This window comes from Furfurilactobacillus cerevisiae, from assembly GCF_048961765.1.
Classification (GTDB): Bacteria; Bacillota; Bacilli; order Lactobacillales; family Lactobacillaceae; genus Furfurilactobacillus; species Furfurilactobacillus milii_A.
Genome location: NZ_CP185253.1, coordinates 483,005 through 506,984, shown reverse-complemented (window position 1 = coordinate 506,984; position 23,980 = coordinate 483,005). Strand labels below are relative to the sequence as shown.

The 23,980-nt window shown below is 44.7% G+C and carries 25 protein-coding genes; 10 read left to right on the top strand and 15 right to left on the bottom strand.

The annotated features are described in order from the left end of the window. Positions 1 to 54 precede the first annotated feature (54 nt). Together ABUE36_RS02290 and ABUE36_RS02285 are read left to right on the top strand one after the other, a co-directional pair. Positions 55 to 963: a hypothetical protein gene (locus tag ABUE36_RS02290; RefSeq protein ID WP_161001955.1), complete on the top strand. Its 909-nt coding sequence runs from the start codon at positions 55 to 57 to the stop codon at positions 961 to 963. 137 nt (positions 964 to 1,100) lie between these two features. Continuing rightward, entirely contained in the window at positions 1,101 to 2,015 is a 915-nt protein-coding gene (locus ABUE36_RS02285; RefSeq protein ID WP_421017077.1) for a DUF4097 family beta strand repeat-containing protein, read from the top strand. Positions 2,016 to 2,091: 76 nt separating this feature from the next. Here ABUE36_RS02285 and ABUE36_RS02280 read toward each other — a convergent pair whose 3' ends face one another. The 5 genes from ABUE36_RS02280 to ABUE36_RS02260 form a co-directional block, all read right to left on the bottom strand. Beyond that, complete coding sequence (locus ABUE36_RS02280; protein ID WP_421017076.1) at positions 2,092 to 3,633, bottom strand: PH domain-containing protein; 1,542 nt, start codon at positions 3,631 to 3,633, stop codon at positions 2,092 to 2,094. After that, the gene (locus ABUE36_RS02275) at positions 3,623 to 4,102 is read right to left on the bottom strand and encodes a PH domain-containing protein (protein WP_421017075.1); all 480 of its coding nucleotides are present in this window, start codon (positions 4,100 to 4,102) and stop codon (positions 3,623 to 3,625) included. Before ABUE36_RS02275 ends, ABUE36_RS02280 begins: the two co-directional genes overlap by 11 nt. Positions 4,103 to 4,259: 157 nt before the next feature. Then, on the bottom strand, positions 4,260 to 5,189 hold the full coding sequence (locus ABUE36_RS02270; protein ID WP_096109805.1) for an IS30-like element ISLpl1 family transposase: 930 nt from the start codon (positions 5,187 to 5,189) through the stop codon (positions 4,260 to 4,262). Between the two features lie 374 nt (positions 5,190 to 5,563). Beyond that, positions 5,564 to 6,346 (bottom strand): ABC transporter permease, encoded by a 783-nt coding sequence (locus tag ABUE36_RS02265; protein ID WP_161001951.1) that lies wholly within the window; start codon positions 6,344 to 6,346, stop codon positions 5,564 to 5,566. After that, positions 6,339 to 6,995 carry an ABC transporter ATP-binding protein gene (locus tag ABUE36_RS02260; RefSeq protein ID WP_162855660.1) on the bottom strand — a complete coding sequence of 219 codons (657 nt, stop codon included), beginning with the start codon at positions 6,993 to 6,995 and terminating at the stop codon, positions 6,339 to 6,341. The genes ABUE36_RS02265 and ABUE36_RS02260 overlap by 8 nt, the downstream gene beginning before the upstream one ends. Positions 6,996 to 7,162: 167 nt before the next feature. Here ABUE36_RS02260 and rlmD point away from each other — a divergent pair, with 167 nt between their 5' ends. Further along, entirely contained in the window at positions 7,163 to 8,710 is a 1,548-nt protein-coding gene (rlmD, locus tag ABUE36_RS02255) for a 23S rRNA (uracil(1939)-C(5))-methyltransferase RlmD (RefSeq protein WP_421017074.1), read from the top strand. Positions 8,711 to 8,853: 143 nt separating this feature from the next. Here rlmD and ABUE36_RS02250 read toward each other — a convergent pair whose 3' ends face one another. Then, entirely contained in the window at positions 8,854 to 8,925 is a 72-nt protein-coding gene (locus ABUE36_RS02250; protein ID WP_238331077.1) for a hypothetical protein, read from the bottom strand. 247 nt (positions 8,926 to 9,172) lie between these two features. On the opposite strand from ABUE36_RS02250, the gene ABUE36_RS02245 reads away from it, so the two are divergent. Continuing rightward, positions 9,173 to 10,588 carry an MFS transporter gene (locus tag ABUE36_RS02245; RefSeq protein WP_161001949.1) on the top strand — a complete coding sequence of 472 codons (1,416 nt, stop codon included), beginning with the start codon at positions 9,173 to 9,175 and terminating at the stop codon, positions 10,586 to 10,588. 184 nt (positions 10,589 to 10,772) lie between these two features. On the opposite strand, the gene ABUE36_RS02240 is transcribed toward ABUE36_RS02245, so the two are convergent. The 3 genes from ABUE36_RS02240 to ABUE36_RS02230 all read right to left on the bottom strand — a co-directional run bounded on the left by ABUE36_RS02240 (position 10,773) and on the right by ABUE36_RS02230 (position 12,634). Continuing rightward, complete coding sequence (locus tag ABUE36_RS02240; RefSeq protein ID WP_017260831.1) at positions 10,773 to 11,012, bottom strand: hypothetical protein; 240 nt, start codon at positions 11,010 to 11,012, stop codon at positions 10,773 to 10,775. Between the two features lie 66 nt (positions 11,013 to 11,078). After that, positions 11,079 to 11,675 carry a DedA family protein gene (locus ABUE36_RS02235; RefSeq protein WP_421017453.1) on the bottom strand — a complete coding sequence of 199 codons (597 nt, stop codon included), beginning with the start codon at positions 11,673 to 11,675 and terminating at the stop codon, positions 11,079 to 11,081. 29 nt (positions 11,676 to 11,704) lie between these two features. Next, positions 11,705 to 12,634: an IS30-like element ISLpl1 family transposase gene (locus ABUE36_RS02230; RefSeq protein ID WP_096109805.1), complete on the bottom strand. Its 930-nt coding sequence runs from the start codon at positions 12,632 to 12,634 to the stop codon at positions 11,705 to 11,707. 301 nt (positions 12,635 to 12,935) lie between these two features. On the opposite strand from ABUE36_RS02230, the gene ABUE36_RS02225 reads away from it, so the two are divergent. Further along, entirely contained in the window at positions 12,936 to 13,670 is a 735-nt protein-coding gene (locus ABUE36_RS02225) for a hypothetical protein (protein WP_421017073.1), read from the top strand. Between the two features lie 67 nt (positions 13,671 to 13,737). Here ABUE36_RS02225 and ABUE36_RS02220 read toward each other — a convergent pair whose 3' ends face one another. From ABUE36_RS02220 to ABUE36_RS02210, 3 genes are all read right to left on the bottom strand, one after another. Continuing rightward, positions 13,738 to 14,724 carry an IS30 family transposase gene (locus ABUE36_RS02220; RefSeq protein WP_191982121.1) on the bottom strand — a complete coding sequence of 329 codons (987 nt, stop codon included), beginning with the start codon at positions 14,722 to 14,724 and terminating at the stop codon, positions 13,738 to 13,740. 99 nt (positions 14,725 to 14,823) lie between these two features. Then, a complete protein-coding gene (locus tag ABUE36_RS02215; RefSeq protein WP_161002239.1) occupies positions 14,824 to 15,195 on the bottom strand; it encodes a DUF1304 domain-containing protein in 372 nt (123 codons plus the stop codon). Between the two features lie 11 nt (positions 15,196 to 15,206). After that, complete coding sequence (locus tag ABUE36_RS02210) at positions 15,207 to 16,145, bottom strand: NADP-dependent oxidoreductase (RefSeq protein ID WP_421017072.1); 939 nt, start codon at positions 16,143 to 16,145, stop codon at positions 15,207 to 15,209. A 159-nt stretch (positions 16,146 to 16,304) separates the two neighbouring features. On the opposite strand from ABUE36_RS02210, the gene ABUE36_RS02205 reads away from it, so the two are divergent. Then, the gene (locus tag ABUE36_RS02205) at positions 16,305 to 16,769 is read left to right on the top strand and encodes an ASCH domain-containing protein (protein WP_161002236.1); all 465 of its coding nucleotides are present in this window, start codon (positions 16,305 to 16,307) and stop codon (positions 16,767 to 16,769) included. 91 nt (positions 16,770 to 16,860) lie between these two features. Here ABUE36_RS02205 and ABUE36_RS02200 read toward each other — a convergent pair whose 3' ends face one another. Then, a complete protein-coding gene (locus tag ABUE36_RS02200) occupies positions 16,861 to 17,712 on the bottom strand; it encodes a class I SAM-dependent methyltransferase (RefSeq protein ID WP_161002235.1) in 852 nt (283 codons plus the stop codon). 816 nt (positions 17,713 to 18,528) lie between these two features. Between ABUE36_RS02200 and ABUE36_RS02195 the strand changes: the two genes are divergently transcribed. Then, positions 18,529 to 19,722 (top strand): CynX/NimT family MFS transporter, encoded by a 1,194-nt coding sequence (locus ABUE36_RS02195; RefSeq protein ID WP_161002234.1) that lies wholly within the window; start codon positions 18,529 to 18,531, stop codon positions 19,720 to 19,722. A 144-nt stretch (positions 19,723 to 19,866) separates the two neighbouring features. After that, a complete protein-coding gene (locus ABUE36_RS02190) occupies positions 19,867 to 20,679 on the top strand; it encodes a Cof-type HAD-IIB family hydrolase (protein ID WP_421017071.1) in 813 nt (270 codons plus the stop codon). A 27-nt stretch (positions 20,680 to 20,706) separates the two neighbouring features. On the opposite strand, the gene ABUE36_RS02185 is transcribed toward ABUE36_RS02190, so the two are convergent. Next, positions 20,707 to 21,300 (bottom strand): hypothetical protein, encoded by a 594-nt coding sequence (locus tag ABUE36_RS02185; RefSeq protein ID WP_161002232.1) that lies wholly within the window; start codon positions 21,298 to 21,300, stop codon positions 20,707 to 20,709. A 154-nt stretch (positions 21,301 to 21,454) separates the two neighbouring features. Between ABUE36_RS02185 and ABUE36_RS02180 the strand changes: the two genes are divergently transcribed. Further along, a complete protein-coding gene (locus tag ABUE36_RS02180) occupies positions 21,455 to 22,021 on the top strand; it encodes a GNAT family N-acetyltransferase (RefSeq protein ID WP_161002231.1) in 567 nt (188 codons plus the stop codon). 3 nt (positions 22,022 to 22,024) lie between these two features. Here ABUE36_RS02180 and ABUE36_RS02175 read toward each other — a convergent pair whose 3' ends face one another. Next, the gene (locus ABUE36_RS02175) at positions 22,025 to 22,369 is read right to left on the bottom strand and encodes a hypothetical protein (protein WP_161004103.1); all 345 of its coding nucleotides are present in this window, start codon (positions 22,367 to 22,369) and stop codon (positions 22,025 to 22,027) included. A gap of 202 nt (positions 22,370 to 22,571) precedes the next feature. Here ABUE36_RS02175 and ABUE36_RS02170 point away from each other — a divergent pair, with 202 nt between their 5' ends. Continuing rightward, positions 22,572 to 23,855, top strand: a complete 1,284-nt coding sequence (locus ABUE36_RS02170) for an ABC transporter substrate-binding protein (protein ID WP_161002229.1) — start codon at positions 22,572 to 22,574, stop codon at positions 23,853 to 23,855. Positions 23,856 to 23,980 lie beyond the last annotated feature (125 nt).

Here is a 23,980-nt window from a genome sequence, read left to right as displayed (position 1 = left end):
TCATTTTATTTAGTAGCTTCAGGAAATTGTTAAAAAGAAAGCTGGTTTAGATAATTGAAAAACGAACTCGGTCCATCAATCGATAATTTACGCCAGCTAAATAACGTTAGCATTCACCAACTTATCAATGGAATCATGTCATCGAGTACGTATTACCGTTTCACACACGACGGTACAGACATTTCAGCGGTTAAGTTCATTCAATTGCTCGAACGACTCGATAGTTCGTTGACCGACTTTACTACTTTATACAGTCCAAAAGACATCACTAATCAACAGTTCTTTACGACTTATCTGCACGCAGTCGCGACTGGAAAAATAAATGAACGTGCGTTAAAAGCATTACTACTGCTACTTCAAGAGTCCTACAGTAATCAACCAATTCCGCGTTATCAACATTACATATGGTTAACCCAGTCTTGTTTGGATCACGCTCAAAATCGCGTCTACCAATTCAATCAGGAGCTTGATCGATATTTTAGAGGTATTTCTACGTGGACTTCATCGAGCCTCATCATGCTGGGACTATCGACGCCATTTATCCCATTCCTATCGCTTAGCTCTTTATTCACTCCAGCCTGTAAAGCATTTGAAGCCCATTTAGACCGCTTTGATGTTCAAAAAGCGTATGGTTATTTTCTCATCAACTTTGCGCTACTTGCGATTGTGAACCAGTCACAATTTGCATTTGTACGCGCAAATAAACAATTGCGTAATCATAAAGTTTTGGACAGCACGTTAACCAGTTCTGTTTACATTCGCCTAATTAAATCTTTAAACATCTGGTTGAATCAGCCGTCTATGTTTTCGGCTAGTAGTTTGCGGCCATTAGCCAGCATTTTGCGTGATTTTGAGGAACCGGAATACGCTGATCAGCTCAATGAATTCATTCAATTATTTGAACGCAATTTTATTAGTGAAAGCCTGGGCAGTCTGGGCCACCCACTTTACCAAGTGTTTTAGAGAAGATTTCACAATGTTTTCCCTCAACTTCTTTAAACTTTCATAACGACAATTAAAAAGTACACAATCCCTATTCACAGGGTGCGTAAGCCATGCTACGATACTGTCAAAATATGCTGACGGTGGTGATGGTTTTAATGAGTCGACTGGGGAATTTCTTTATTCATCGAGCAAGTCATGAGAATGGCAAGGTGACGTTTGAAATCGGGGTGGATACGCACGCGCCGATGTTAGTGAATACCTTTACGGAATCGCTGAGCGACGTGGCGCATCTGACGATTAATTATTCGGCGGCTGACATTGTGCTACAGTCCACGGATCGTTCCGAACTAACGGTACGTGAATATATGTTGGTAGACGAATCCTCGTATTACGCACATGTCAAACATGAAGACGACACGTTGGCCATCACTGCTGGTGAACGGCCAGCACGTGACAACCTCAACATTCGCATTGAACTGGAGATTCCAACCGCCTATCATGGCCGTCTGGAAATCAGTTCAGTCAGTGGTCCAATTGAAATCGATAACTTGCATAAGTTGCGTAGTTTAGCAATCACATCAACCAGTGGTGCTATCTCGTTAGATGATGTAGAAACAAACAGCCTAAGTATTGATTCCATCACTGGCACCATTAAGGGTCGCAGTCTCACAGCTGATGACTACACAATTAATGCCATGAGTGGCAACGTTCATTTGATGAACACCCGTGGCAATTACTCGGTCCGCTGCTCAGCTGGTTCGCTTAAACTGGATGATGCTCACGGTCACGGTCGCTTTGAAGTAACCAGTGGCACGGCCAAACTGTGTTTTGCAGAAGTGGATGGCAACTTATCCGCCGAGTCGTCTGCCGGTTCCGTCCGTTTGCAAGTGCCACGTGAATTGGATTATGGCTTTAACTTGGAAACATCGATTGGGAGTTTAAAAACACCCGACAACGCGCATTATTCAAATAACGAGCGCAACTACCAAACTGGCGCCATCGGTGATCCATCTGACTTGATGATCAGCATGATGACAGTTGTCGGTTCATTAGCACTCGAAACACGATAACGACATAAAAAACAGGCTTCAGTCCATGACATTTCGCCATGGTACTGAAGCCTGTTTCGTTATTTCATCCTTTAAATTAATCAACTTGCCGATACCAGTCATAGACTGAATAAATTGCTTCATCTGGCAAGTATCGCACAGTCACTTTACGCCCTTCGCTGCCAGCACGAACGTTAAGTGTTAGTGACGCAAAGTGGCGCTGTTGCAACCACTTACTCTGTTTGACCAACAACGATTGCACGTTTTGCCGTGGCACGTAATACTGCTCACGCGTAAATAAAAAGTTCGTCTGGGCAAACGCAAAGTGATCATTCAATACCTGCACCTGTGTCCGCCGCGCCGTCAGATAAGCAGGAATGATCAGCAACAAGACCACCAGCACAATGGTGATGCCGTCTGCAATCACCGCCACCCGCGGCCATGGAAACGTCATCCCGGTTATCGCAAGGACTATGCCCAGCGCAACTAGCCCAAAATTGCGTAGTTGATAATACAAAGTACGTCCACTCTGACGGCTAGGCCTAACCTGATCAACGGGAATGTCAGTGACAAACCGTTGCAAGAAACCATCTACATCATCTTCCGCAATCAACGGCATAATCACCACATTTTCGGTATCCTTCTCTTTTTTCGAGTTCGACACCACGATCAGTTTGATCGTTGCCATGTGCAACCAGGACCGCAACAACGGTTGACTTACCCGCACAGCCTGAATGCGACTTTGCGCTAACGTCACCGTGTTCCGCTGAAACAAACCACGGACTGTCATCAACTGACCATCTGACAGACTCAATGTAAATCGATAGTACTGAATGACTATGACGACAATTGAACCCAGGTACAAAACAAGCACCACAGCCAACATTCCCAGCACAATAACGACCCAACCAGCCTGTCCTAGGTCTTTGATAGCCATATCCAACAACTGCTCAGAAATGAGTTTTTGCAAACGACCATACACTGCCATAATCGCCAGCAACGCTGTCAGAAACGCAGGTGAGGTCGCGGCAAACTTCAACAAGTCCTTTGTCGAAATTTCGTACACGGCAGTTGGCTTATTTGCAGTATTATTCGTCTCCGATTGTGACTCGGGTAACGCTCCGTTGACAAGTCCAGATACTGCTGCCGTCTCACCCTCAGCAATGTTTGCCAAACGCCGCCGAGACGAAAGTTCATCACGTAAACTCAACGGTACAGCGATGAGGGTCACTTCCGGTCCCTCATCGGAATGACCAGCCGTTTCGACTTCCAACGTGACTAAATCAAACGGCTTAAGGAAAAACCACTGTTTGACCGCCACGTTTTGGATGCGATCGTAAGGAACGTGATTTTGCTTCCGAAAAATTAACCCATGTTTGACATAAATTTCCTGGTCCAGTAATTGATACGTAAAGGTAAAGTACTTCAACACCGGCCACACTAGCGCAAAAACCACCAATATCGCAATGACAGTTGCAAATAACAGCGGATGTTTGCGGTAAAGTGCCAAACTACCGATAACACCACCAGCGATGGGCACAATCCACTCGCGCAGCGTTTCGATAAAGAAACCTACTAACGCAATGGCATGTAAATGTCGCGCTGGCGTTGGCTTGGGAGAACCACCATTAGAGGTCATTACGCGCCTCCTTTGCCAGTTTCATAATTAACTCTTTCAGCTGCTCGGCCGTTTCAGGGCTGACACCATCAATTTTATGAGAGGTCGCCGCTGTCACAATCGCGATCTCCTGTAGTTTCTGCCACCGCAGAAATGGTCCCTGATCCAACTGCACATTCTGAACGCGCGCGATTGGAATCACAATCTGTTTGCGAAAAAAGTACCCCTTATGCAATTCAACGTCACGGTCACTGATCCGATAAGTCCAAAACCGCCAACGATACGGCACTAATACCAACATGGCAATTAAGGTTACCAATGCGATGCCAATAATAAGCCAGCCACACACCGTAAAAAAACTCAGATTGTTGCTCAGTCCAATCGCCAGACTGCCACCACCGACTGCGCCGATAATAATTGCCGTTACTACGGCTGTTAATTGCCAAACGTGCGTAATCTGACGCGGCAGCTGTTCCGTTTCATTTTCCAAGATTTCTCCCCCCACACTGTTGCCTAGGTCCCCACAACATCAACATTATTCAAACTTGTTAGTCACACTATACCGAAAAAGTGACGGTGTACCAATAACACCGCCATTTTTTGGATAAAAAATTTTTATTTAGAATAGCATTTGGTAGATTGCAAATTTAATCCGAATTTTTGGACAAATTGGTCAGCATAACCTGATACGGTGTTTTCCAGTCAAGTATTTTAAGCGGTCTCTGGTTAATTTGGAGTAACGTCGTCGTTAAATCTTGAGCACTAATGTGCTCAAAACGAGTCCCCTTAGGATAAAAATAACGTAAATTCCGATTAAAGCGTTCATTACTACCACGTTCAGCTGGCGTATAAGCATGACAGTAATAGGTCTTAATACCATATTGTGATTCAAATGATACTAGCCCACTAAACTCAGTACCACGGTCCACAGTAAAACTGTGCACCGGTCCATTAAAAGTTGTTAGGAACTTAGTCAGTGCTTCATTAACACTCGCTGTCGTTCGGTCCTTTAACCGATATGCCCAAAGGAACCGTGATTTGCGATCGATTAAAGTTAATAAAACTGCCTTACTATGCCCACGAGGGCCAACGACGGTATCTAGTTCAAAATCACCGATGCGATTACGTTGATTAATCATCATGGGACGCTGTTCAATCGATCGCCCCAAAGATTGATTATATTTGGATCGTTGGTCAACGTTACGCCGTTGGCGTACGCCATGTTCAGGTAGATCATTCAAGGAGAAACCAATTCTCCCCTGATTTAGCCAATTATAAATAGATTTAGTCGCTAGTTTAAATTCGTGAGCAATCATTCCTGGTGACCAGCTTAGATGTAAATGGTTGAGAATTGTTTGCTTTAACTCATCGCTCAGCTTAGTTTTCCGACCACATCGTGATCGCTTGTATTCGGCATCTGTTTGTGCTAATTCAGCCTGATAAGGTTGACATCGAGATAATTCATAAGAAATTGTTGACGGTGATCGGTTCAGCCGAACGCCCATTTGGATATTGGACAGCCCTAGTTCACAAAAGGTTTCGATTTTAATTCGTTCGGAATAGGTTATACTAGACAAAAGATCAGCTCCTAAAAGATGGGTTTGTTGTAAACACCATTTTAAAGGAAGCTGATCTTTTTTGTCCGAACAGCGTTCGGATTAATTTTACAATCTACTATTTACTACCACAGTATCAACAAAATGGCATCTCCCACATGTGGCCGCAATATAGTGAAGTCGATTAGAGACAGAGCATCGTGTCGACAACACTTATGGCCTGGTTTTGGGCCATTTAGTGTTGTGGGACGAGTTCTGAGACGATGGACTATTCGGCTTCGGCTCAGAATCGAGGTAGAAGACTCCGGTTCTCAGGAGGCTGAGACCGGTCCCCACGGTGCGGCGTCTCTAATCGACGTAACGGTAAGCACTCTCGCCACACGTTTGGTGGAAAACTACTTGCCATTATCTGATGCGGTAACTAACTGTTGTTGGTCATTAAAGAAACGGCGGTAAGCAATGTAACAAGCGCTGACAGAGCCGAGACTGGTCGCTGACAGTAACATAAACACCACCATAATCTGATACTTAATGGCATAAACCGGATCAACACCGGCGAAGATCAGTCCAGACATCATCCCCGGCAAACTAACGATTCCGTAAGTCTTAGATGCGTCAATCGTTGGTTGCATTCCCGTTTTGATACACTCGCGGACGATGCCAATTGCGGAATCGTGCACACTGGCACCTAATGCTAAACGTTCCAACACTTGTTGGCGTTGGTCCCGAAAGAGTGTTCGCATATTGCGGTAACAAAGCCCAATTGCCACCATTGAGTTACTGGCAATCATGCCTGAAATTGGAATCATCTGTGACGGGACAAACTTAATCGCACCCGCCAAAACCAAACCACTTAGCGTCACTGAGGTGCTGATTAAGATGGACCAAAAAGATGACCAAAAAATGTTTGGAATTCCCTTTCCCCGTTTCATCGCATTATAAGCCGCATTAAAGATAATGACCAAAATCATTGCCAACGTGAGCAACACGTTGTTGACCGCAAAGATATATTTCAGTAAGAAGCCAACAATTGTTAGCTGAATAATGGCACGAACCACGCCGATAATCATATCTCGGTCCACACCAAGCTTCTGACGCCAGCCAATAAATAGCGCAACCAGCACGAGGCCAGCCGCAAACGCTAAACTTACATTATTAACATTCACCGCATTATGCATGACGTACCTCCTGAGTGTGTTTGCCCGCTACGACTTCATATAAATCATCAGCGGCAGCAATTTCACTTTCATCATGAGTAATCCACACCACGGTGCCTCCGCGATCACGATAATGATCAACCAGGCCGTGCACGATGGCTTTATTATCTGTGTCCAAACCAGTCGTTACTTCATCAAGCAACAAAATGTCCGGTACAAACACCAGATTACGAATAAGCGCCACTCGTTGTCGTTCGCCACCGGATAAACCTGTAATGTCGTGGCTTAAATAATCTGGTGATAGGTTTACTTGATCGAGCAATTCGTGCTGGCGTGCCTCATTGACACTTTGGTTACGAATTTCAAACGGAAAGTTAAGGTTGTCGGCCACCGTTTTGCCAAATAGCGTTGGTTGTTGAAAGCAATACGACACCCGACGACGGTAAACCATCGGATCGTACGTAAACGCATCATGATCATCAAATGTCATTTGACCAGCGCTCGGTGAGATCATCCGTGCCATAATTTGGAGAATCGTACTTTTACCCGAACCAGACGGACCCACTACCATCAAGTTGCTCTCTTTTTCTAACCGCAAATTGATTTTCGTCAGGATTTTACGCTCCCCAACTCGGTAGTCAATATCGGTCATTGTCAGTAATGCTGTCATCGTTTCACCACTTTCTTCATTTATTCTAAAGTAAGCATAAAACATCACTTTCCGTTTGTCCGTTTACAAGTCTTCACGTGGGCTTCGGCAATACGGAAACCACATCTCGGTGGTCAAACATGCTATGATGGTTCTAATTATTACTAGAGTTAGCATCGGAGGACAATATGGAACCTCAATCACGAAATAACAGCGATCATCGCCCAGAACGCGGTCGCTCGCACTTTGATCACAATAATCATCAAACACATTCACAGTATCGCAACGACCGCCGTTCGTTTGATCATTCACGGAACAATGACCACAATGGGTATCATCGTCAGCGCAATAGTCAATCGGAACAAGCTGACGTTCAGGTCGAGGTTGGCCAACGTTTTCCATTAACCATCAAACGCCTCGGCATCAACGGCGAAGGGATCGGCTATTATCGTCATAAGATTACGTTTGTCCCAGGCGCCCTGCCAGACGAAGTGGTCGTCGCTGAAGTCACGCACGTAGCGGCTCATTTTCTAAACGCTAAAGTACATCAAATCCGTAAAGAAAGTGACCACCGGGTAACGCCACCGGATACGCAGTCAGCCGAAGTTGGTGGGTTCGAACTTTCCCATCTTGATTACCCGTCACAACTGGCCTTCAAACGTGATGTTATTCGCCAAGCGCTGGAAAAGTTTCAGCCCCGCGGCTGGGAAAACTATGACCTGCGCCCAACAATCGGCATGGCAGATCCCTATCACTACCGCAACAAAGCCCAATTCCAAGTACGGCAGGATGCGGACGATAATGTGATTGCCGGTCTATATAAGGAAGGTACGCATGATCTTGTTGATCTTCCGGAAGCCAGCACTCAAAATGAAGCAACCATGACCGTCATTCGCGCATTAGTCAAAATGCTGCAAGAATTACAAGTTCCCATTTACGATGAAGAGGCCAATTCAGGCATTATCAAAACGCTCGTTGTCCGTTCATCCGAAGCCAGTGGCGAAGTTCAGGTCACGTTTGTCACCAACTCACAAAAGTTGCCGCACAAACGGGAATTGTTAGCGCTGATCGAAGAACGTTTGCCACAAGTTGTTTCCGTCATGCAAAACGTTAACCAAAGCAAAACTTCGTTAGTCTGGGGAGATAAGACCACTAAGTTAATGGGTCAGGACTACATTACTGAAACCCTATTAGGTAAGCAGTTCCAATTATCGCCACGGGCATTTTTACAGTTAAATCCTAAGCAGACCACCCGTTTGTACGAAGAAACGATTAAAGCTTTGGACCTAACGCATGCCGACCACTTGGTGGATGCCTACTCAGGGGTGGGTACAATTGGATTATCCTTGGCAGACCGTGCCGGCGAAGTTCGTGGCATGGACACGATTGAAGAATCTGTTGATGACGCCAACCGTAATGCTGAATTGAACGGCATTACGAACGCAGAATACAGTGTAGGAACCGCGGAAGACCTATTACCACAATGGGTCAGCCAAGGTTGGCGGCCGGATGCATTGGTCGTTGATCCGCCTCGTGCAGGCCTTGCCGACACAATGATCGATACCATTATGCAAGTACAGCCTGAAAAGTTTGTCTATGTTTCATGTAACCCATCAACGCTGGCCCAAAACTTAGTTGAGTTAGGTCGTGTCTATCGCGTTGAATACATTCAATCCATTGACATGTTCCCCCAAACGGCACGCGTTGAAGCTGTCGTAAAGTTGGTTCTGCGGTAATTTTTAGTAGTCCCGGCTAAATTTGACGTGCTATAATAAAAAAGAAGGAAATGTCAGTCGCATGACATTTCCTCCTGCAAGCGCCGCCGAAACGGCTGGCATTAGATGAATATGAAACCGTTAATCATCCTCCAAAAGTTAGATTAGCGGTTTTTTCTTTGACCAAAACTCCGGATTAAGATCACGATGAAGGTTAGCAACGTAAGAATAAACATTCCAAACGTTAGCATCATCATAATCGCATTTCCGCAAGACAAAGTGGCACCTCCCTCCACACAGATTTTCTGTATCGCCCATAGGCAACACCTCTTTGTGTTAGAATTTGCTAACCGCTTCAACTTAATTTGCTCAGTAATTTTATCATGTTAAATCAGTCATAAAAACTAAAAGTTGTGTTTATAAAAGAATAAATTTTGGCTATATAAAATTTGATTAAGCAGCTTTTTGTCCCAGGAGGTTTTCATGAAGCAACGCTCACAATGGATCTTATTAATGGCAACATCCTCGGTATCATTCATGTCAACATTAGATGCCAGTATTGTTAACATCGCCATTCCCCACATCAGTCGTGAACTTAATGTACCAATGAATGAAGCCGAGTGGGTCGTTTCCGTCTACTTAGTGCTCATCTGCGTGCTCCTGATTTTCTTTGGTCGATTGTCTGATCAAATCGGCCGCATCCCCATTTTTCAAGTCGGTACTCTAGTGTTTATCACAGGCTCACTGTTTTGTGGTTTGAGCACAAACTTACTGCTGTTGCTGGGCGCTCGGTCACTGCAAGCGCTTGGTTCTTCAATGGTGATGGCCACTAACTTTGGCATCATCACTCAAATATTTCCTTCAAACCAGCATGGTCGGGCGTTAGGACTCAATAGTTCGGTGGTTCAAATCGGTAACATTGCTGGGCCAGGACTTGGTGGGCTTATCTTATCCGTTGTCAGTTGGCATTGGATATTCTTCATCAATGTCCCGATTGGCATTATCGCGTTTCTGTTTGGACACCGCATCTTTCCTCACCAACACATCCGCTTCGATAAAGTCGTGATTGATTGGCCTGGTTATGCAACGTTTGCGACCATGATTAGTGCCTTTTTTGTCGCCATCTACTGGGGTCAGGCTGTTGGTTTCCATTCCGCCGGCGTACTCAGTTTGTTTGGTTTAGCCATTGTGATGTTGGCAGCCTTTATATTAATCGAACGACGCGTACAACAACCACTGATTCAACTTAAAATTTTTGCCAATCGTGGCTTCTCACTCGGCATTATTTCTGCGATGCTCGTATACATGACGGGCTTCTTCAATAATGTCATTATGCCCTTTTACCTTCAGGAAACATTGATGCTATCGTCCGCAACGGCAGGGCTAATCCTGATGGCCGTGCCATTATTGAATATCTTTAGTGCCCCGGCTGGTGGTGTCATTTCGGATCATATCGGTGCCGAACGTGTGTCGTTTTACGCGCTTTTCCTCTTTTTGATTCCAGAGCTGATTTTTATCTTTGTGCAGCCCACATGGTCACTGGCTTGGCTCGTGTTTGGCCTGGCATTCTTTGGCATTGCAAACGGCGCTTTCCAAAACAATCCAATGATTATGGGCAATGCCGGCCCAGAATTTCAAGGTATCGCTGGTTCTATTGCCGCATTGGGACGTAACCTAGGCATGGCAATTGGGCTATCGTTAGCAACATCGCTACTTTATTCTGGCATCAGCCAACGTGCCGGACATCATATGACTGCCTATCCGCACGGTCACGCCAGTTGGTTCGTTTATGGTATGCATTTCAGTTATCTATTTGCACTCGGGTTAATCGTGATTGCCATTGGCTTACTTGGTTGGCTATTGTGGTCGAGAAAAAAGACCTTATCTTTGCACAATTAAGTTATAACTAATCTGTGTTGGCTGTATGATCATGCTCAAATTAATCACCCATCAAGTCAGGTAAGTTTACAGTTTTAGGCAATGCCACATTTTTTCACTAAATCTTGTCCTAATAAAAAACACTTCCCTAATGCATCGCAATTATCTGCGATTGCACTAAAGAAGTGTTTTTAAATTTAATTCGTTATTTAACATCAATATCAATTTGCATTGCAGTCTGTTCGTCTGGATTCAACTTTTCGTTATACGTCAGCTCCGCACGATCCAATTCATGAACAATTTCCTTTTCAACAACATCCAAGGGCCGTTTGTCATTCTTCAATTGGTTAACCATCAACGTAATCTTGTTATCATGCGGTTCTGAGATTGTGTATGAAACATCTTCTGTATTCAAAATCTCAGTAATTAACTTCCGTTCTTCCATCAGTCAAACCTCCAACAGTTTAATAACTCCATCATAGGTCTTGTGGCCGGAATTGTGAACCAGTACTTAGTTTGATTTTACCCGAATCCGTTTAACATAGTACCAAATGCCGCCAACCAAGAGCAAAATGGCCAGCACAATGATCGTCATCGTTGAAAAAGTATCAACTGCCGCTGAAACTTGTGTCCACGCGTGACCTGCCATGCGGCCGAGCACAATCAACACAACATTCCAAATCAGTGTGCCAACTGTCGTGAATAAAATAAACGATTGCCACTTCATCCGAGTCATCCCCGCCGGAATGGAAATCAAACTACGAATTACCGGGATAAAACGACCAAAGAAAACGGTCTTGCCGCCATGCTTCTTGAATAAATTAGCCGTTTTAGTAACATCACTCTGTTTGAGGCGTAACAAACGTCCAAAACGGCTTTGCACCAAACGTTGTAATCGTTCCTCATTCAACCAATGCCCAATTCCATATAGAATAACGGCTCCCAGAACCGCACCAATCGTGGCGGCAATCACACTGCCGGTAATCGTTAAATCCGCGGCCAAGGTCATGAAGCCAGCAAACGTCAAAATCACTTCTGAGGGAATCGGTGGGAAAACATTTTCTAACGCAATTAGCAAAACGATGCCTAAATAGCCAAATTGGTTCATAAAATCAATTAACTGGGTAGATTGCAAATTTAATCCGAATTTTTGGACAAATTGGTCAGCATAACCTGATACGGTGTTTTCCAGTCAAGTATTTTAAGCGGTCTCTGGTTAATTTGGAGTAACGTCGTCGTTAAATCTTGAGCACTAATGTGCTCAAAACGAGTCCCCTTAGGATAAAAATAACGTAAATTCCGATTAAAGCGTTCATTACTACCACGTTCAGCTGGCGTATAAGCATGACAGTAATAGGTCTTAATACCATATTGTGATTCAAATGATACTAGCCCACTAAACTCAGTACCACGGTCCACAGTAAAACTGTGCACCGGTCCATTAAAAGTTGTTAGGAACTTAGTCAGTGCTTCATTAACACTCGCTGTCGTTCGGTCCTTTAACCGATATGCCCAAAGGAACCGTGATTTGCGATCGATTAAAGTTAATAAAACTGCCTTACTATGCCCACGAGGGCCAACGACGGTATCTAGTTCAAAATCACCGATGCGATTACGTTGATTAATCATCATGGGACGCTGTTCAATCGATCGCCCCAAAGATTGATTATATTTGGATCGTTGGTCAACGTTACGCCGTTGGCGTACGCCATGTTCAGGTAGATCATTCAAGGAGAAACCAATTCTCCCCTGATTTAGCCAATTATAAATAGATTTAGTCGCTAGTTTAAATTCGTGAGCAATCATTCCTGGTGACCAGCTTAGATGTAAATGGTTGAGAATTGTTTGCTTTAACTCATCGCTCAGCTTAGTTTTCCGACCACATCGTGATCGCTTGTATTCGGCATCTGTTTGTGCTAATTCAGCCTGATAAGGTTGACATCGAGATAATTCATAAGAAATTGTTGACGGTGATCGGTTCAGCCGAACGCCCATTTGGATATTGGACAGCCCTAGTTCACAAAAGGTTTCGATTTTAATTCGTTCGGAATAGGTTATACTAGACAAAAGATCAGCTCCTAAAAGATGGGTTTGTTGTAAACACCATTTTAAAGGAAGCTGATCTTTTTTGTCCGAACAGCGTTCGGATTAATTTTACAATCTACTACTGTTGTTCCATACGGTGTCACCTTTCATTTATGAAGTGGTCAGAGCTGTGGGACGCGCAGTCGTGCGCAATAAAGCGTGGTTTTATTATTCCTGATTGGCATCAAAAAAGCGATTAATAACGTTTGAACTGAGAAAATCTTAAACATTGGTCCAAATTCGATTATACTAACCATATACTTTGTGAAAAGAGGACAGTTCCGTGCACATGAAAGATGCCAAACAGCGTTTTACCTGGCTCATCATTTCAATTATTTTGAACTCCGCCTTTAATGCACTCACGATTTCCACCAATATGGGAAGCGCAGTGTGGACAGCATCCGCCGTTAACCTCACCCATTGGTTATTGCATACGACGAGCCCGGCTGTGGCCAGTCAGGGACTGGGCATTGTTCTCACCGGTTACGGTGTGGTCATTGCCTTTCTGGACCAATTGCTCATCGGCCGTTTCGACTGGGGCCGACTCATTCGTAACATCTTATATATCGTCCCGTTTAGCTATTTAATTCAGTTTATTGTGCCATTCTGGTCGGACGTGCTTGGCATCAAATACTTGCACGGCGATTTCAGTCACCCATGGGAACTTGCGGCACTAGTTGTTATTGATGTCATTGGCTTGTTTGGTGTTGGTGCCGCCGTTTCCCTCTATCAACGGGCAAACATCATCATGCATCCAAACGATGACTTATCCTATATCATTCGTTTCCGCTATTTACGGGGTCTCGCAACGGCTTCACAAATGTTGAGTTATATTCCGCCAGTAATTATCATGATTATTTGTCTCTTCACGAACCACTTCCAGTTATGGGCGGTCAACTTCGGTACCGTCTGGGCCTTCCTCACGCAGGGGTGGGTTCAAGGTTGGTCTGACAAACATTTCATTCCATCATTAAAACATCACTTCACAACGCGAGTAGTTACAGAAAACAATAAATAAACAACAAAGCAGGTGAGCTTTTCCAATATTGGAAGCTCACCTGCTTTTATTATTGTCTGGCGAATTGTCAAACTAAGTGCAACGGTTTGTCAAAAAATACTTCATATGGGGTTTCATAGTTTAACACTTTGCGAGGACGTTGATTTAACTGCTTTTGGCAGTGTTCAACGTCCTGTTCTGTATAATTATCAATATCTGTTCGCTTGGGAAAATATTCCCGGATTAATCCATTTGTATTCTCATTTGTTCCACGCTGTTCAGGCGAATATGGATCGGGCCAATAGACAGTAACACCTAACCTTTCGCTGATTTCATCAAGATGAAGAAATTCGGTCCCATGATCTGGTGTAATAGAATGAACAAATTCTTTAGGAATGGCCCCTAACAGTTCAACTAAGCCTTTATTTATCTCCTGCGAGTCCTTTTGCACAACCTTTTTGATAAGCGTAAGCCGACTAAGCCGATCGACAATCGTTAAAAGGATGGAGTGACCCGTTCGACCAATCACAGTATCAATTTCCCAGTCACCTATACGTTGACGCTGGTTGATAAAACCAGGGCGCTCATGGATCGAGATATAGTCGGTCTGTACTTCTCGATGTCGTCTAGTATTCTTTGAATGCCGAGTCCGATGTTTATGTCTGAGATGGCGCTGAATACCGGTATCACCACGTGAGGAGTACTTCTCACCTAAATTGTGTTGATAGATATGACGGTAAATTGTGTTGTAGCTAACACACCATTGATGTTCCTTATTAAAGCGAGCGGTAATCTGCTCTGGTGACCAGTGCAGATCTAAGATGTAATGAACAATTTGACGGCGTAATTGTGGATGGCTGTCTAATAGCCGCTTCTTGTGACAATTCTGCCGCTTTTGATGATAGTCATTATCTGCTTTGCTTGGGGAATAATTACCTGCACAACGTTTTAACTCCCGTGAAATAGTGCTTGGATTTCGCCCCAGCCGTAACGCAACAGCCCGGATAGATAACCCCTTAGCTCGTAAAAACATAAGTATTTCACGTTCTTTTATAGTAAGATGTTTATAGCTCATACCGGATACCTCGAATTGTTTGATTTGGTCGTTAAACATATTCTACCCGGTATGGGTTTATTTTTTTACTTTGTGTTGCATTTCAATTGTAAATTCGCCCTACAGAAAAAGTAGCACACAAAGAACTGCAAACAGTGCTGGCAGTCCTTGAACGACAAAGATGCGCCGACTCACTGTAACCGCGCCGACAATCGCAGCAACAACGACGAAGCCTGTAAAGAGAATCAATACGGATCGCATCTCCATTGTTGGCAACGCAAACAGGCTCCATAAAATTCCGACACCAACAAAACCGTTGTAGATGCCCATATTTTTGAAAATTGCCTTAACCTGTGGTTGCTCCAAAAATGATGAGTCACTGCCAAACGTTTGTTGCGCAATACGGCCAGTGGACCAGAACATCTCTAAACACATAATGAATAAATGTTCCAAACCGACTACGGCAACTAATCCCAAAGTGAATGCTAACATTATTTACCAACCTACTTTTCTAATTGTGGATTCCATACGGAGATTACACGTTTTCCGCGTTCATGTCCACTACCAACCACTTTAAGCGCTGCTCTGATGGCGGGTGCTGTGAACGGAATCACCCTTTCAATCAGCGGTTTCACCTGTCGTTTGGCCACCAACGTTAACAATTGACCGAGCACACCGACGTTTGGCTGTAATTGGAAGAATTCTCCAGCAAATGCACCACTTTCTGCAACAAGTAGATCTGGGGCGGCTTCAATCGACACTAAATGCCCACCCTGGCGTACGTAATTCATACTATCAACCAGCACTTTATCGCCCACCGTATCCAAAACTGCATCAACCGGTTGAATCACCTGACGAAAGTCGACTACCTGATAGTCAATTGCTTGGTCAGCCCCTAGCACAATCCCAAACTTTTCATCACGGCGTGGCACTGTGGTGACGACATGCGCACCCAGCACATGGGCAATTTGCACGGCAAAACTCCCAACACCACCTTGAATTAGAATCGTTTGGTCATTTCGCAGTTTAAGACTGTCAACAATCGCTTCATAAGCAGTTTCTCCAGATGTCGGTAATGTTGCTGCTTGAATTGCACTGACTTGACGAGGACGAACTAATGCCTGGTTTGCCGGCACCACCGTATATTCAGCAACCGTCCCTAACTGCTGTTCAGGTTGGTAGGCAACGACCTCATCCCCCAAACTGAACAACTTCACCCGACTACCCTTGCCAACCACCTTTCCAGCAACATCTCGTCCTAAAATTAACGGGAATGTGTATGCACGATCATGTTGGCCTGTGATCATCTGAAAATCCAATGGATTGAGCGCCGTCGCCTCCACCCGTAATAATAGATCATCAGGTCCAACTTCTGGTATCAACATAGTTTGTTCCTGCAGTGTCGCCACACTTCCTAGACGGTTACTTACCATGGCCTTCATGAAAAACGCTCCTTTCAACGAGAAGCATGTCATTATCAACCCAATTATATGGAATCAACTGATTGAGCCCCAGTGAACTGCCTAGTTTGGCTCCTTCAGGGTTCTTTTTGGTCGGTTGGTTTGTTAATGGGTATAATAAAGGTTAGGAGGTCCTGTCCAATGTCATTAAATGCTGACGAAATTTGGCAACAATTCATCCAAAAACATCCAACCGCTAAAAATACGCCACATCACGCGTGGTCGTTTGGCGGTGGTTCTGAGGCCGCCGATATCGAATCAATGCGGGTTGTTGCCGGTATGAAACAGGCCACGACAACACTAGCGGCCCTATATGCGCATGACAAACAAACTATGCCCATCCCTAATCATGATTATGAAATTTTGTTTGATGGCTCCGTTCATGCAGTGGCCATCCTGCAATATGTCGCCGTGCAACAAATGCCGTTTGACCATGTTACCGCAGAGCACGCATACCTAGAAGACGGCACTTCCCTATCCATCTGGCAAACGTCTCACCGCGCTCGATTAGAAACGCAGGCCGAAGCAATTGGGCAACACTTCACGGATCAAACGCCAGTTGTGGCCTTAACGTTTAAGATGGTCTACCTGCCCACCAGTCTTTAACATAAAATGATTGTATAAAAAAAGAATCATCCGTTTGAGCACTGCCGCAGTAATCGGTAAGTCAAACGAATGATCCTTTTTCTTTTTGATTCTATTGAGCGTCAGTCCGCGTAGCTGTCATTACAAAACTGTCCAACGTTTTCATCTGCGTTAAATCATAAGTCTGCAATGTACGAATTTCGGTTTCCATCAGTTGTTTAAACTTATCGGGCAAGGACATTGCAGTCACAGCTGCTAATCCAGTTTCAGCCGTGTAACTGGCCTCCCAATACCCGTCCTCCATCTTCATCGCATCTTGACTGGCTGTTTGGACGGTATACCCGAGTTCATGGAGCACCTCAACGAGCCATTCCTTTGTCACCAGCGTTCTCACATTAGCGAAACTGTTGGGCGTAAACGCGGCCAGTTGTGTCTCAATCAACACAGCCAATTGATGAGGAACTTGGTTCGCTAATCGCGGCGTAATATCCCATTCAGCAAAGAAAATTTGTTTACACCACGGTGCGACCTTTTGCAAGGTGGTCTGTAACTGTTCAAGGCTGTCGAAATACCACGAAGCGTGCGCAATCACCAGCCCGTCAAAGTAATTGTCAGGATACGTGATGTCGTCCTGCATCACGTCAGTCGCCAAATGCACCTCAAGTTGTTTGCCAAACGATGAATTGGCCAGATGCTGCTGGGCATCACCAATTGTAATCGGCGCCCCATAATCTAGCGGTGCCGGATCATAAGCTACCACGTGCCCATTTTCACCAACGGCTGCACCCAAAACAGCGGTCATGTCGCCTTGTCCACAACCAAGTTCCAACAACTTCATACCTGGTTCAATCTGCCAATCCTCAGCCAAGGCAATTCTGTATGCCGTTTGGTGTTCCTGTACTGGTCGGCCGTTTGGGGCCAGCGCCATCGCGTTAACAATAGTGGTTAAATCTAAGTCATTCATGTGTCCATCTCCAATGCAGTTTTTCTAGTTCGTTTGCACCGGTTTGTTGCTCATATCATCAGGGGCTTTCTCTTATTAATTATTCTAAGCATACTCGTTTTATCATTCTTTACATCATCTTTTGATAAGTTGGCAAACTTGATATGGCGGTTTTTATGACGTCATGTCGTTACGCTGATCAGAAACGCCGTTCCATTGGGACCGGTCTCAGCCTCCTTAAAACCGGAGTCTTCTACCTTGATTATGAGCCGAAGTACACGTCTCATAACTCATCCCGCAACACTAAGCGGCCAAATTCTCGCCGCCAAGTGTTGCCGACACGGAACTTTGTTTCTGGTCAGCTCCACTACTATATAAAAAATTGAGGCTGCGTTTACAAAAAAAGTTTGTCGTTATAATGATACATACTAAAAGCTTGCCACTATGTGAGCTGAAGGGCGTCAACATTGATACCGAACCATGAAGGTGTTGTAAATCCGAATGGTTCTCTCGGATTTACAACACGGACGGTCGCGGAGACTCGGATTTCCACGAGGCTCTGCGGCGAGGTGAAAGACGGCGTGCTTCCGGCTTGAACCGGTCCCACGGCGAGCGTGTCAATGTTGACAACCGCAAGCGTAGTCAAAGCGCAACTTTGCATCATTATGACCACCCAACCAGCTTGTTTGTTGCTGAAATGAACAATCGCGTGTAAACTAAGACGGTCGCATTGTTCGGCCATGCCGCAAACATCATCGTACAGACTGTGCTGTGATCATTTGCTACATAATATAACTAAAACAAAATTTTAATCCTCGCTGAGGAGGTTTTATTTTCATGTCTGACAAAACGAAACAGGCTGTCAAACACAGTAGTTGGTTGTTACTCGGCATTATCTTGCTGGGTTCCAGTTTGCGGATGGTCATCACCGTCATCCCACCAATTCTGGCACCCATTCAACACACGTTGCACTTATCAAGTGGACTGGCCGGTAGTTTAACCACTATTCCACTACTATGTTTTGCGGTTCTGTCCCCGATTGCCCCGCGTGTGTCCGCTAAGGTAGGAACCGAAGTGGCGTTATTGTTTGCACTGATTATTCTGGTCATCGGGAACTGGATGCGGGTTTATTCTGCAACAGCACTGATCATCGGAACTTTGCTTGTCGGTATCGGGGTCGCCTTTCTAAATGTCCTGTTACCAGCTCTGGTTGCAGAAAACTACCCCCACAAAATTGGTGAAATGACGAGTTTATATTCATTTTCCATGACGTTCTTCTCCGCCATTTCGGCCGGCGTTTCTGCGCCGCTAGCTGGCAAGATTGGCTGGCAATTAACCATCCAAATTTTCTCCATCGTGGCCATTATCAACATCATTACGTGGTTGCCAAACTTACGGTACAATCACAAGGCACAACCGGTTGACGAGCAAACAGCGACTGCACCACACGAGTCCGTTTGGAAACAACCCACTGCTTGGATGATGACGATTTTCATGGGTCTGCAATCATTTGTCTTCTACACGCTGATTACGTGGTTGCCAACACTGATGACTGACCGTGGCGTATCAGCCAACACTGCCAGTTTGTTGCTTGGACTATATCAGATTGCGTCACTGCCTGCCGCTTATGCGGTACCAATTATCTCTGCACGCGTTAAAAATCAGTTTACGCTGCTAATGACGATTGGTGCAGGCTTTGTCATCGGAATCGGTGGCCTATTGTTACCAATCCATACGATTTGGTATTTCGCTATCATTTGTATCATCCTAGGATGCGCAACGACGGCATCATTCGCATTAGCCATGACACTGTTCAACCTTAAGACACGTACACCGCAAGAAACGGCTGACCTGTCAGGAATGGCACAGTCTCTGGGCTATCTGATTGCTGCCGTCGGGCCAATCGCTTACGGCACGCTACACGTGATGCTCGGCGGTTGGAATATTCTGATGGCTGTTCTGTTGGTAATCTCAATTTTGACCATTGCAGCAGCCTTGTACGTTAACGGCAAGGAAGACGTGTTCCACTAAAATTTATCTTTAAAAATAACCACGCTGGGCTTTTGCCGAACGTGGTTTTTAATTTCTAAACATTATTTTTCTTATAACTAGTTGGCCTTGATAGCGCTGTCATGATACGCTATGACTACCCTCAGAAAGGTGGTTTGACTCACTATGACTATTAAAATGATCGCAACTGACATCGATGGCACGTTTATCACCAATGACCATGACTTTAATCATATGCATTTCAAACATGTACTAGATCAGCTTGAGCAGCGTCACGTTCGTTTCGTCATTGCGAGCGGCAATCAGCTTAAACATCTAACCGATATGTTTGCCGATTACGACAATATTGCGTTTCTGGCTGAAAACGGCGGTCTTGTCAGTTTAAATGATCAGGTCATTTTTGCGGATACTGTTTCGGCGACTGATCTCAATCAAGCACTCACCATGATTCGCACCGATCCAGTGCTGACCGGCGGTATGGTGATTCTTTCTGGTCGGCATGGTGCTTATGTTGAACGTGATACAAACGCAGAGTTGATGGAGCAGGCCAACTATTTCTACAGTGGTCTCCAGTTGTGTGATCGTTTGACCGACGTTCATGATGACATGTTCAAACTGGACTTGGTGTGGCTGGACGATCAGGCGGGCCAGCGAGCTGAGTATCTCAACCAACACTTGCCGAAAACATTAGCAGCGACAGCAAGTGGCTTTGGTGGCCTAGACATTATTCCCGCTCATATCAACAAACAGGTCGGCCTGCACGCACTTGAAGAGTATTGGCACATCAGCCCCGCCGATGTGATGGCATTTGGTGATAATGATAACGATATCGCGATGTTGGCCCACGCCGGCCACAGTTATGCCATGGCTAACGCGTCAATCAAAGTTCAGCACAGTGCTAAGGCCGTTACCGAATGGACCAACAACGATGACGGTGTGCTACGGACGATTGACATGGTCCTCGGTTTAGCCAACTAACACTAAGCGGCGCTAGCAACTGCAAACTTACTTAAGCGCGCTAAGGTGATTCTGAACGACCTGCACACAGGTGTTGATATACTGTTCTATTTGATCAAATGACAGCATTACTAATTGACGTTTGGGAACCGGTTCGAAATCATCCTGCAAGTCTTTAACCACTTGTACCACATCGCCATCACCAATTTCACGAACGACTGCGAAATCGTGAGCGGAATCCGGCACAGACAACGGCTGCAGTTTGTGGTGACTCGCAATCAAGAGATTGAGCGTATGAAAATCAGCGTAGTAAGCGGCCAATTTTTGATCACGCTGTGTATTTAATTGCGGCCTGATGCATGGATTGAACACGGTGTCTAACCACACCTTGTCTTCTAATAAATGTGCATAATAGCCACGAACAAACATATTCGGTAATAGTTGTCGTTGATATTCTTCGGCAAACGTCTCTGGATGAATCGAGCGCGTTTTCCCATCTTCATTTAAGGTCATGTAGTGAGTCTGCGATTTAAAGTCAAAATTATGTCCGCTCACATCTGGTGCCAAACTACCAATCGAAAAAGCTGTACTTTCAGGTGCTAGTTGTTGTGCTATGGCATAATGCATCATTCTTGAACCCATTTTTTCCGCCACCTTTCTGGTCAATTACATCGTTTCATGGTTAAATTAAACCACTAACCAACACAATGTCACTTTTCCTGTTTTAAATACAGTCTTTTCAAGTGACTTAATTTAGGTCTGATAAATATCAGCCAATCAAAATATTAAGGATATTATGAAAACAGATACGTACCACTATTTCTCACTACCCGCTACCGATAAAGCAGCGATAGCCGAACTCAGTCATCATTACTGGCCCAATGTCGAAGACGCTGACGAAAACGACTTACGTTATTATCTTGAACAACAAATTGTCGTTGTCATGCATGACAAAAATGGGCAATTGGCGGGGTCGCTGAAAATTCCAACAACGTCCGTTACACTCAACGACCAACGCTATCAAGTCAGCGGCCTATCCGAAGTGATGATTGCGCCTCAATATCTCCATAAAGGGTTTGGCACGTCACTTATCATGACTGCCTTTGCCTTAATTCAACACGACGACGCTGATTTTAGCATCTTCACGTGTCCACCAGACTTAGTCCCATTTTATGAACTCGGTGGTTGGACAACATCGCCCCAAACCGTTTTGATTGGCGGCTCATCCAGTAACCCCATCAAAAGCGATAACATTGGCACCGTGTCAATGCTAAGTTGCTTCACGCCTGTCGCACTTGATCACCAAGAGCAAATTGCTAACTCAACCATTGCTCTAAACGTCGGTCCTAATGTGATGTGGTAATCGCTAAAAACGCCGGTGACGAGAAATTCGTCCCTCTTCGCGATCTAAATTACGTTTTTTCAGAAGGTCAGCATCCAATTGACGATGCTGATCTTCTTTTAGTTGGCTCATTCCCTGACGAATGGCCGCTAAGCGTGTTTGTGCCGCATCACTGAGCCGATCTGTTGGCAACCAGTCAATTAATTCATCCAGCGCTGCTAGACGTGGTGTCACCCTTTCAGCAACTACCGCGTCATAATCCCGCTGTGACCGGCTGTGTTTCTTTAACCGGTTCGTTTCATTCAGCAATGATGTCACACTCAACCATAAACCATCGACGATTTCGCTAATTGCAGCCGACGATAACATATTTTGCCTCCTCGAATTTTACCTTTATTAAATAACTAATATCGTCTTTACATAAACGATACATAATTAACACAAAAAACTGTAGTTAACCTTTACGTTGTTTTGCCAAACTTAAGCCGTATAAAGTCGTTAGCAATACTTTTATTAGCATTTTCCTGTCGTTTCAACTCAGAATCATCACCAACATGGAGGGGTATTTGGGATGAAGAGAAATCATTGGTTAACTTGGTTACTTGCAGTACCGTTGTTAGTTGGATTTGCAACGGTAATCAAACCGCAAACGGCATCTGCCAGCCAAACGAAGAAACGGGTCAACATCACCCTGTGGCATGCCATGACGGGACCGTCAGAAAAGGCGTTAGCAGAGATGGTTACAGATTATAATCACACTCAATCCAAGGTTCATGTCACTGCACTCTATCAAGGAAACTATGGTGATCTCCAGAAAAAAATCATGGCTGCTGGCAAATCGCATACGTTACCTGCTCTTGGGCAATTAGGTTACTCTGCCGTCCCAGATTTGCAAAGTCACCAATTGATCCAACCCATTACTAAATTGGTGAATGGCAAGCAAGGTTTAACTAAGAAAGATTTTGCCGATTTATATCCCACATTCACTAAAAACATGACTTACAAAAAGAGTTACTACACGACTCCGCTCAATAAGTCACCACGGTTGTTATTTTACAACAAAGCACTCCTCAAAAAGTATCATTTAGCTGTCCCCAAAACATGGCAGGACATCGCTAATGACGGAGCTAAAGTTAAACAGGATAATATCACGGCACTAGGCATCGATGCTGGTTTTGACATCGAATTTGCCGGGATTGCTCAAGAATTTGGCAGTCCGATTATCAATAATCGTTTGAAACCACAAATGAACGGCAAAGGACCTAAGGCAGCCAGCGCTTACTTTGTTGATAACATCAAAAAAGGCTACATCAAGCCGGCTGGATCTGACAAATACTATTCCGGCGCATTTACGCAAGGAAAGTCACTCTTTTACATCAGCTCTTCAAGTGCAATTCAGGCCATTCAGACGCATGCTCCAAAGGACTTTAGCTGGGGGACTGCGGAAATGCCCGCTTATAAATCGACTCGTTTATCCGCAGTCGGCGGTGCGGATTTAATGATGTTTAAGGGCCTGTCCACGGCCAAACAAAAAGCCGCTTGGGACTTTATGAAATACTCTATGTCTACGAAGGCCAGCGCGAAATGGTCACAGGCATCTGGTTATGTACCAGTCAGAAAATCGTCAGTTAAGTTGGCCAGTTATAAAGAGTACCTGAAGCAGAATCCAAACCAGCAAACGGCCGTCGATTCTTTGAACATTGGTGTTCAACAACCAACGTTTAAAGGGTACTCCGCTTTCCGCCAAGACTATATCACCGCCATTGATGATATGTTTTCACTGCGTAAGACGCCAAAACAAGTTTTACCAGATCTTCAAAATAAAGCACTAGCTGCACAGAAAAACGGCAACTAACTTGCTTCTCTATAAACAATTTTTTAACTAACATGGAAGTGTTGAACTCCCCGTTCTCGTTAGTCAACTCAAAAAATGTCGCTCCTGATTGTTAAGGAGCGGCATTTTTAAGGTGAACATTCTTC

Coding starts and splice junctions, on each gene's coding strand:
- ABUE36_RS02285 (WP_421017077.1), top strand. CDS start 1,101: ATGAGTCGACTGGGGAATTTCTTTATTCATCGAGCAAGTCATGAGAAT.
- ABUE36_RS02280 (WP_421017076.1), bottom strand. CDS start 3,633: ATGACCTCTAATGGTGGTTCTCCCAAGCCAACGCCAGCGCGACATTTA.
- ABUE36_RS02265 (WP_161001951.1), bottom strand. CDS start 6,346: ATGCATAATGCGGTGAATGTTAATAATGTAAGTTTAGCGTTTGCGGCT.
- ABUE36_RS02260 (WP_162855660.1), bottom strand. CDS start 6,995: ATGACAGCATTACTGACAATGACCGATATTGACTACCGAGTTGGGGAG.
- rlmD (WP_421017074.1), top strand. CDS start 7,163: ATGGAACCTCAATCACGAAATAACAGCGATCATCGCCCAGAACGCGGT.
- ABUE36_RS02245 (WP_161001949.1), top strand. CDS start 9,173: ATGAAGCAACGCTCACAATGGATCTTATTAATGGCAACATCCTCGGTA.
- ABUE36_RS02240 (WP_017260831.1), bottom strand. CDS start 11,012: ATGGAAGAACGGAAGTTAATTACTGAGATTTTGAATACAGAAGATGTT.
- ABUE36_RS02235 (WP_421017453.1), bottom strand. CDS start 11,675: ATGAACCAATTTGGCTATTTAGGCATCGTTTTGCTAATTGCGTTAGAA.
- ABUE36_RS02220 (WP_191982121.1), bottom strand. CDS start 14,724: ATGAGCTATAAACATCTTACTATAAAAGAACGTGAAATACTTATGTTT.
- ABUE36_RS02215 (WP_161002239.1), bottom strand. CDS start 15,195: ATGTTAGCATTCACTTTGGGATTAGTTGCCGTAGTCGGTTTGGAACAT.
- ABUE36_RS02210 (WP_421017072.1), bottom strand. CDS start 16,145: ATGAAGGCCATGGTAAGTAACCGTCTAGGAAGTGTGGCGACACTGCAG.
- ABUE36_RS02205 (WP_161002236.1), top strand. CDS start 16,305: ATGTCATTAAATGCTGACGAAATTTGGCAACAATTCATCCAAAAACAT.
- ABUE36_RS02200 (WP_161002235.1), bottom strand. CDS start 17,712: ATGAATGACTTAGATTTAACCACTATTGTTAACGCGATGGCGCTGGCC.
- ABUE36_RS02195 (WP_161002234.1), top strand. CDS start 18,529: ATGTCTGACAAAACGAAACAGGCTGTCAAACACAGTAGTTGGTTGTTA.
- ABUE36_RS02190 (WP_421017071.1), top strand. CDS start 19,867: ATGACTATTAAAATGATCGCAACTGACATCGATGGCACGTTTATCACC.
- ABUE36_RS02185 (WP_161002232.1), bottom strand. CDS start 21,300: ATGGGTTCAAGAATGATGCATTATGCCATAGCACAACAACTAGCACCT.
- ABUE36_RS02180 (WP_161002231.1), top strand. CDS start 21,455: ATGAAAACAGATACGTACCACTATTTCTCACTACCCGCTACCGATAAA.
- ABUE36_RS02175 (WP_161004103.1), bottom strand. CDS start 22,369: ATGTTATCGTCGGCTGCAATTAGCGAAATCGTCGATGGTTTATGGTTG.
- ABUE36_RS02170 (WP_161002229.1), top strand. CDS start 22,572: ATGAAGAGAAATCATTGGTTAACTTGGTTACTTGCAGTACCGTTGTTA.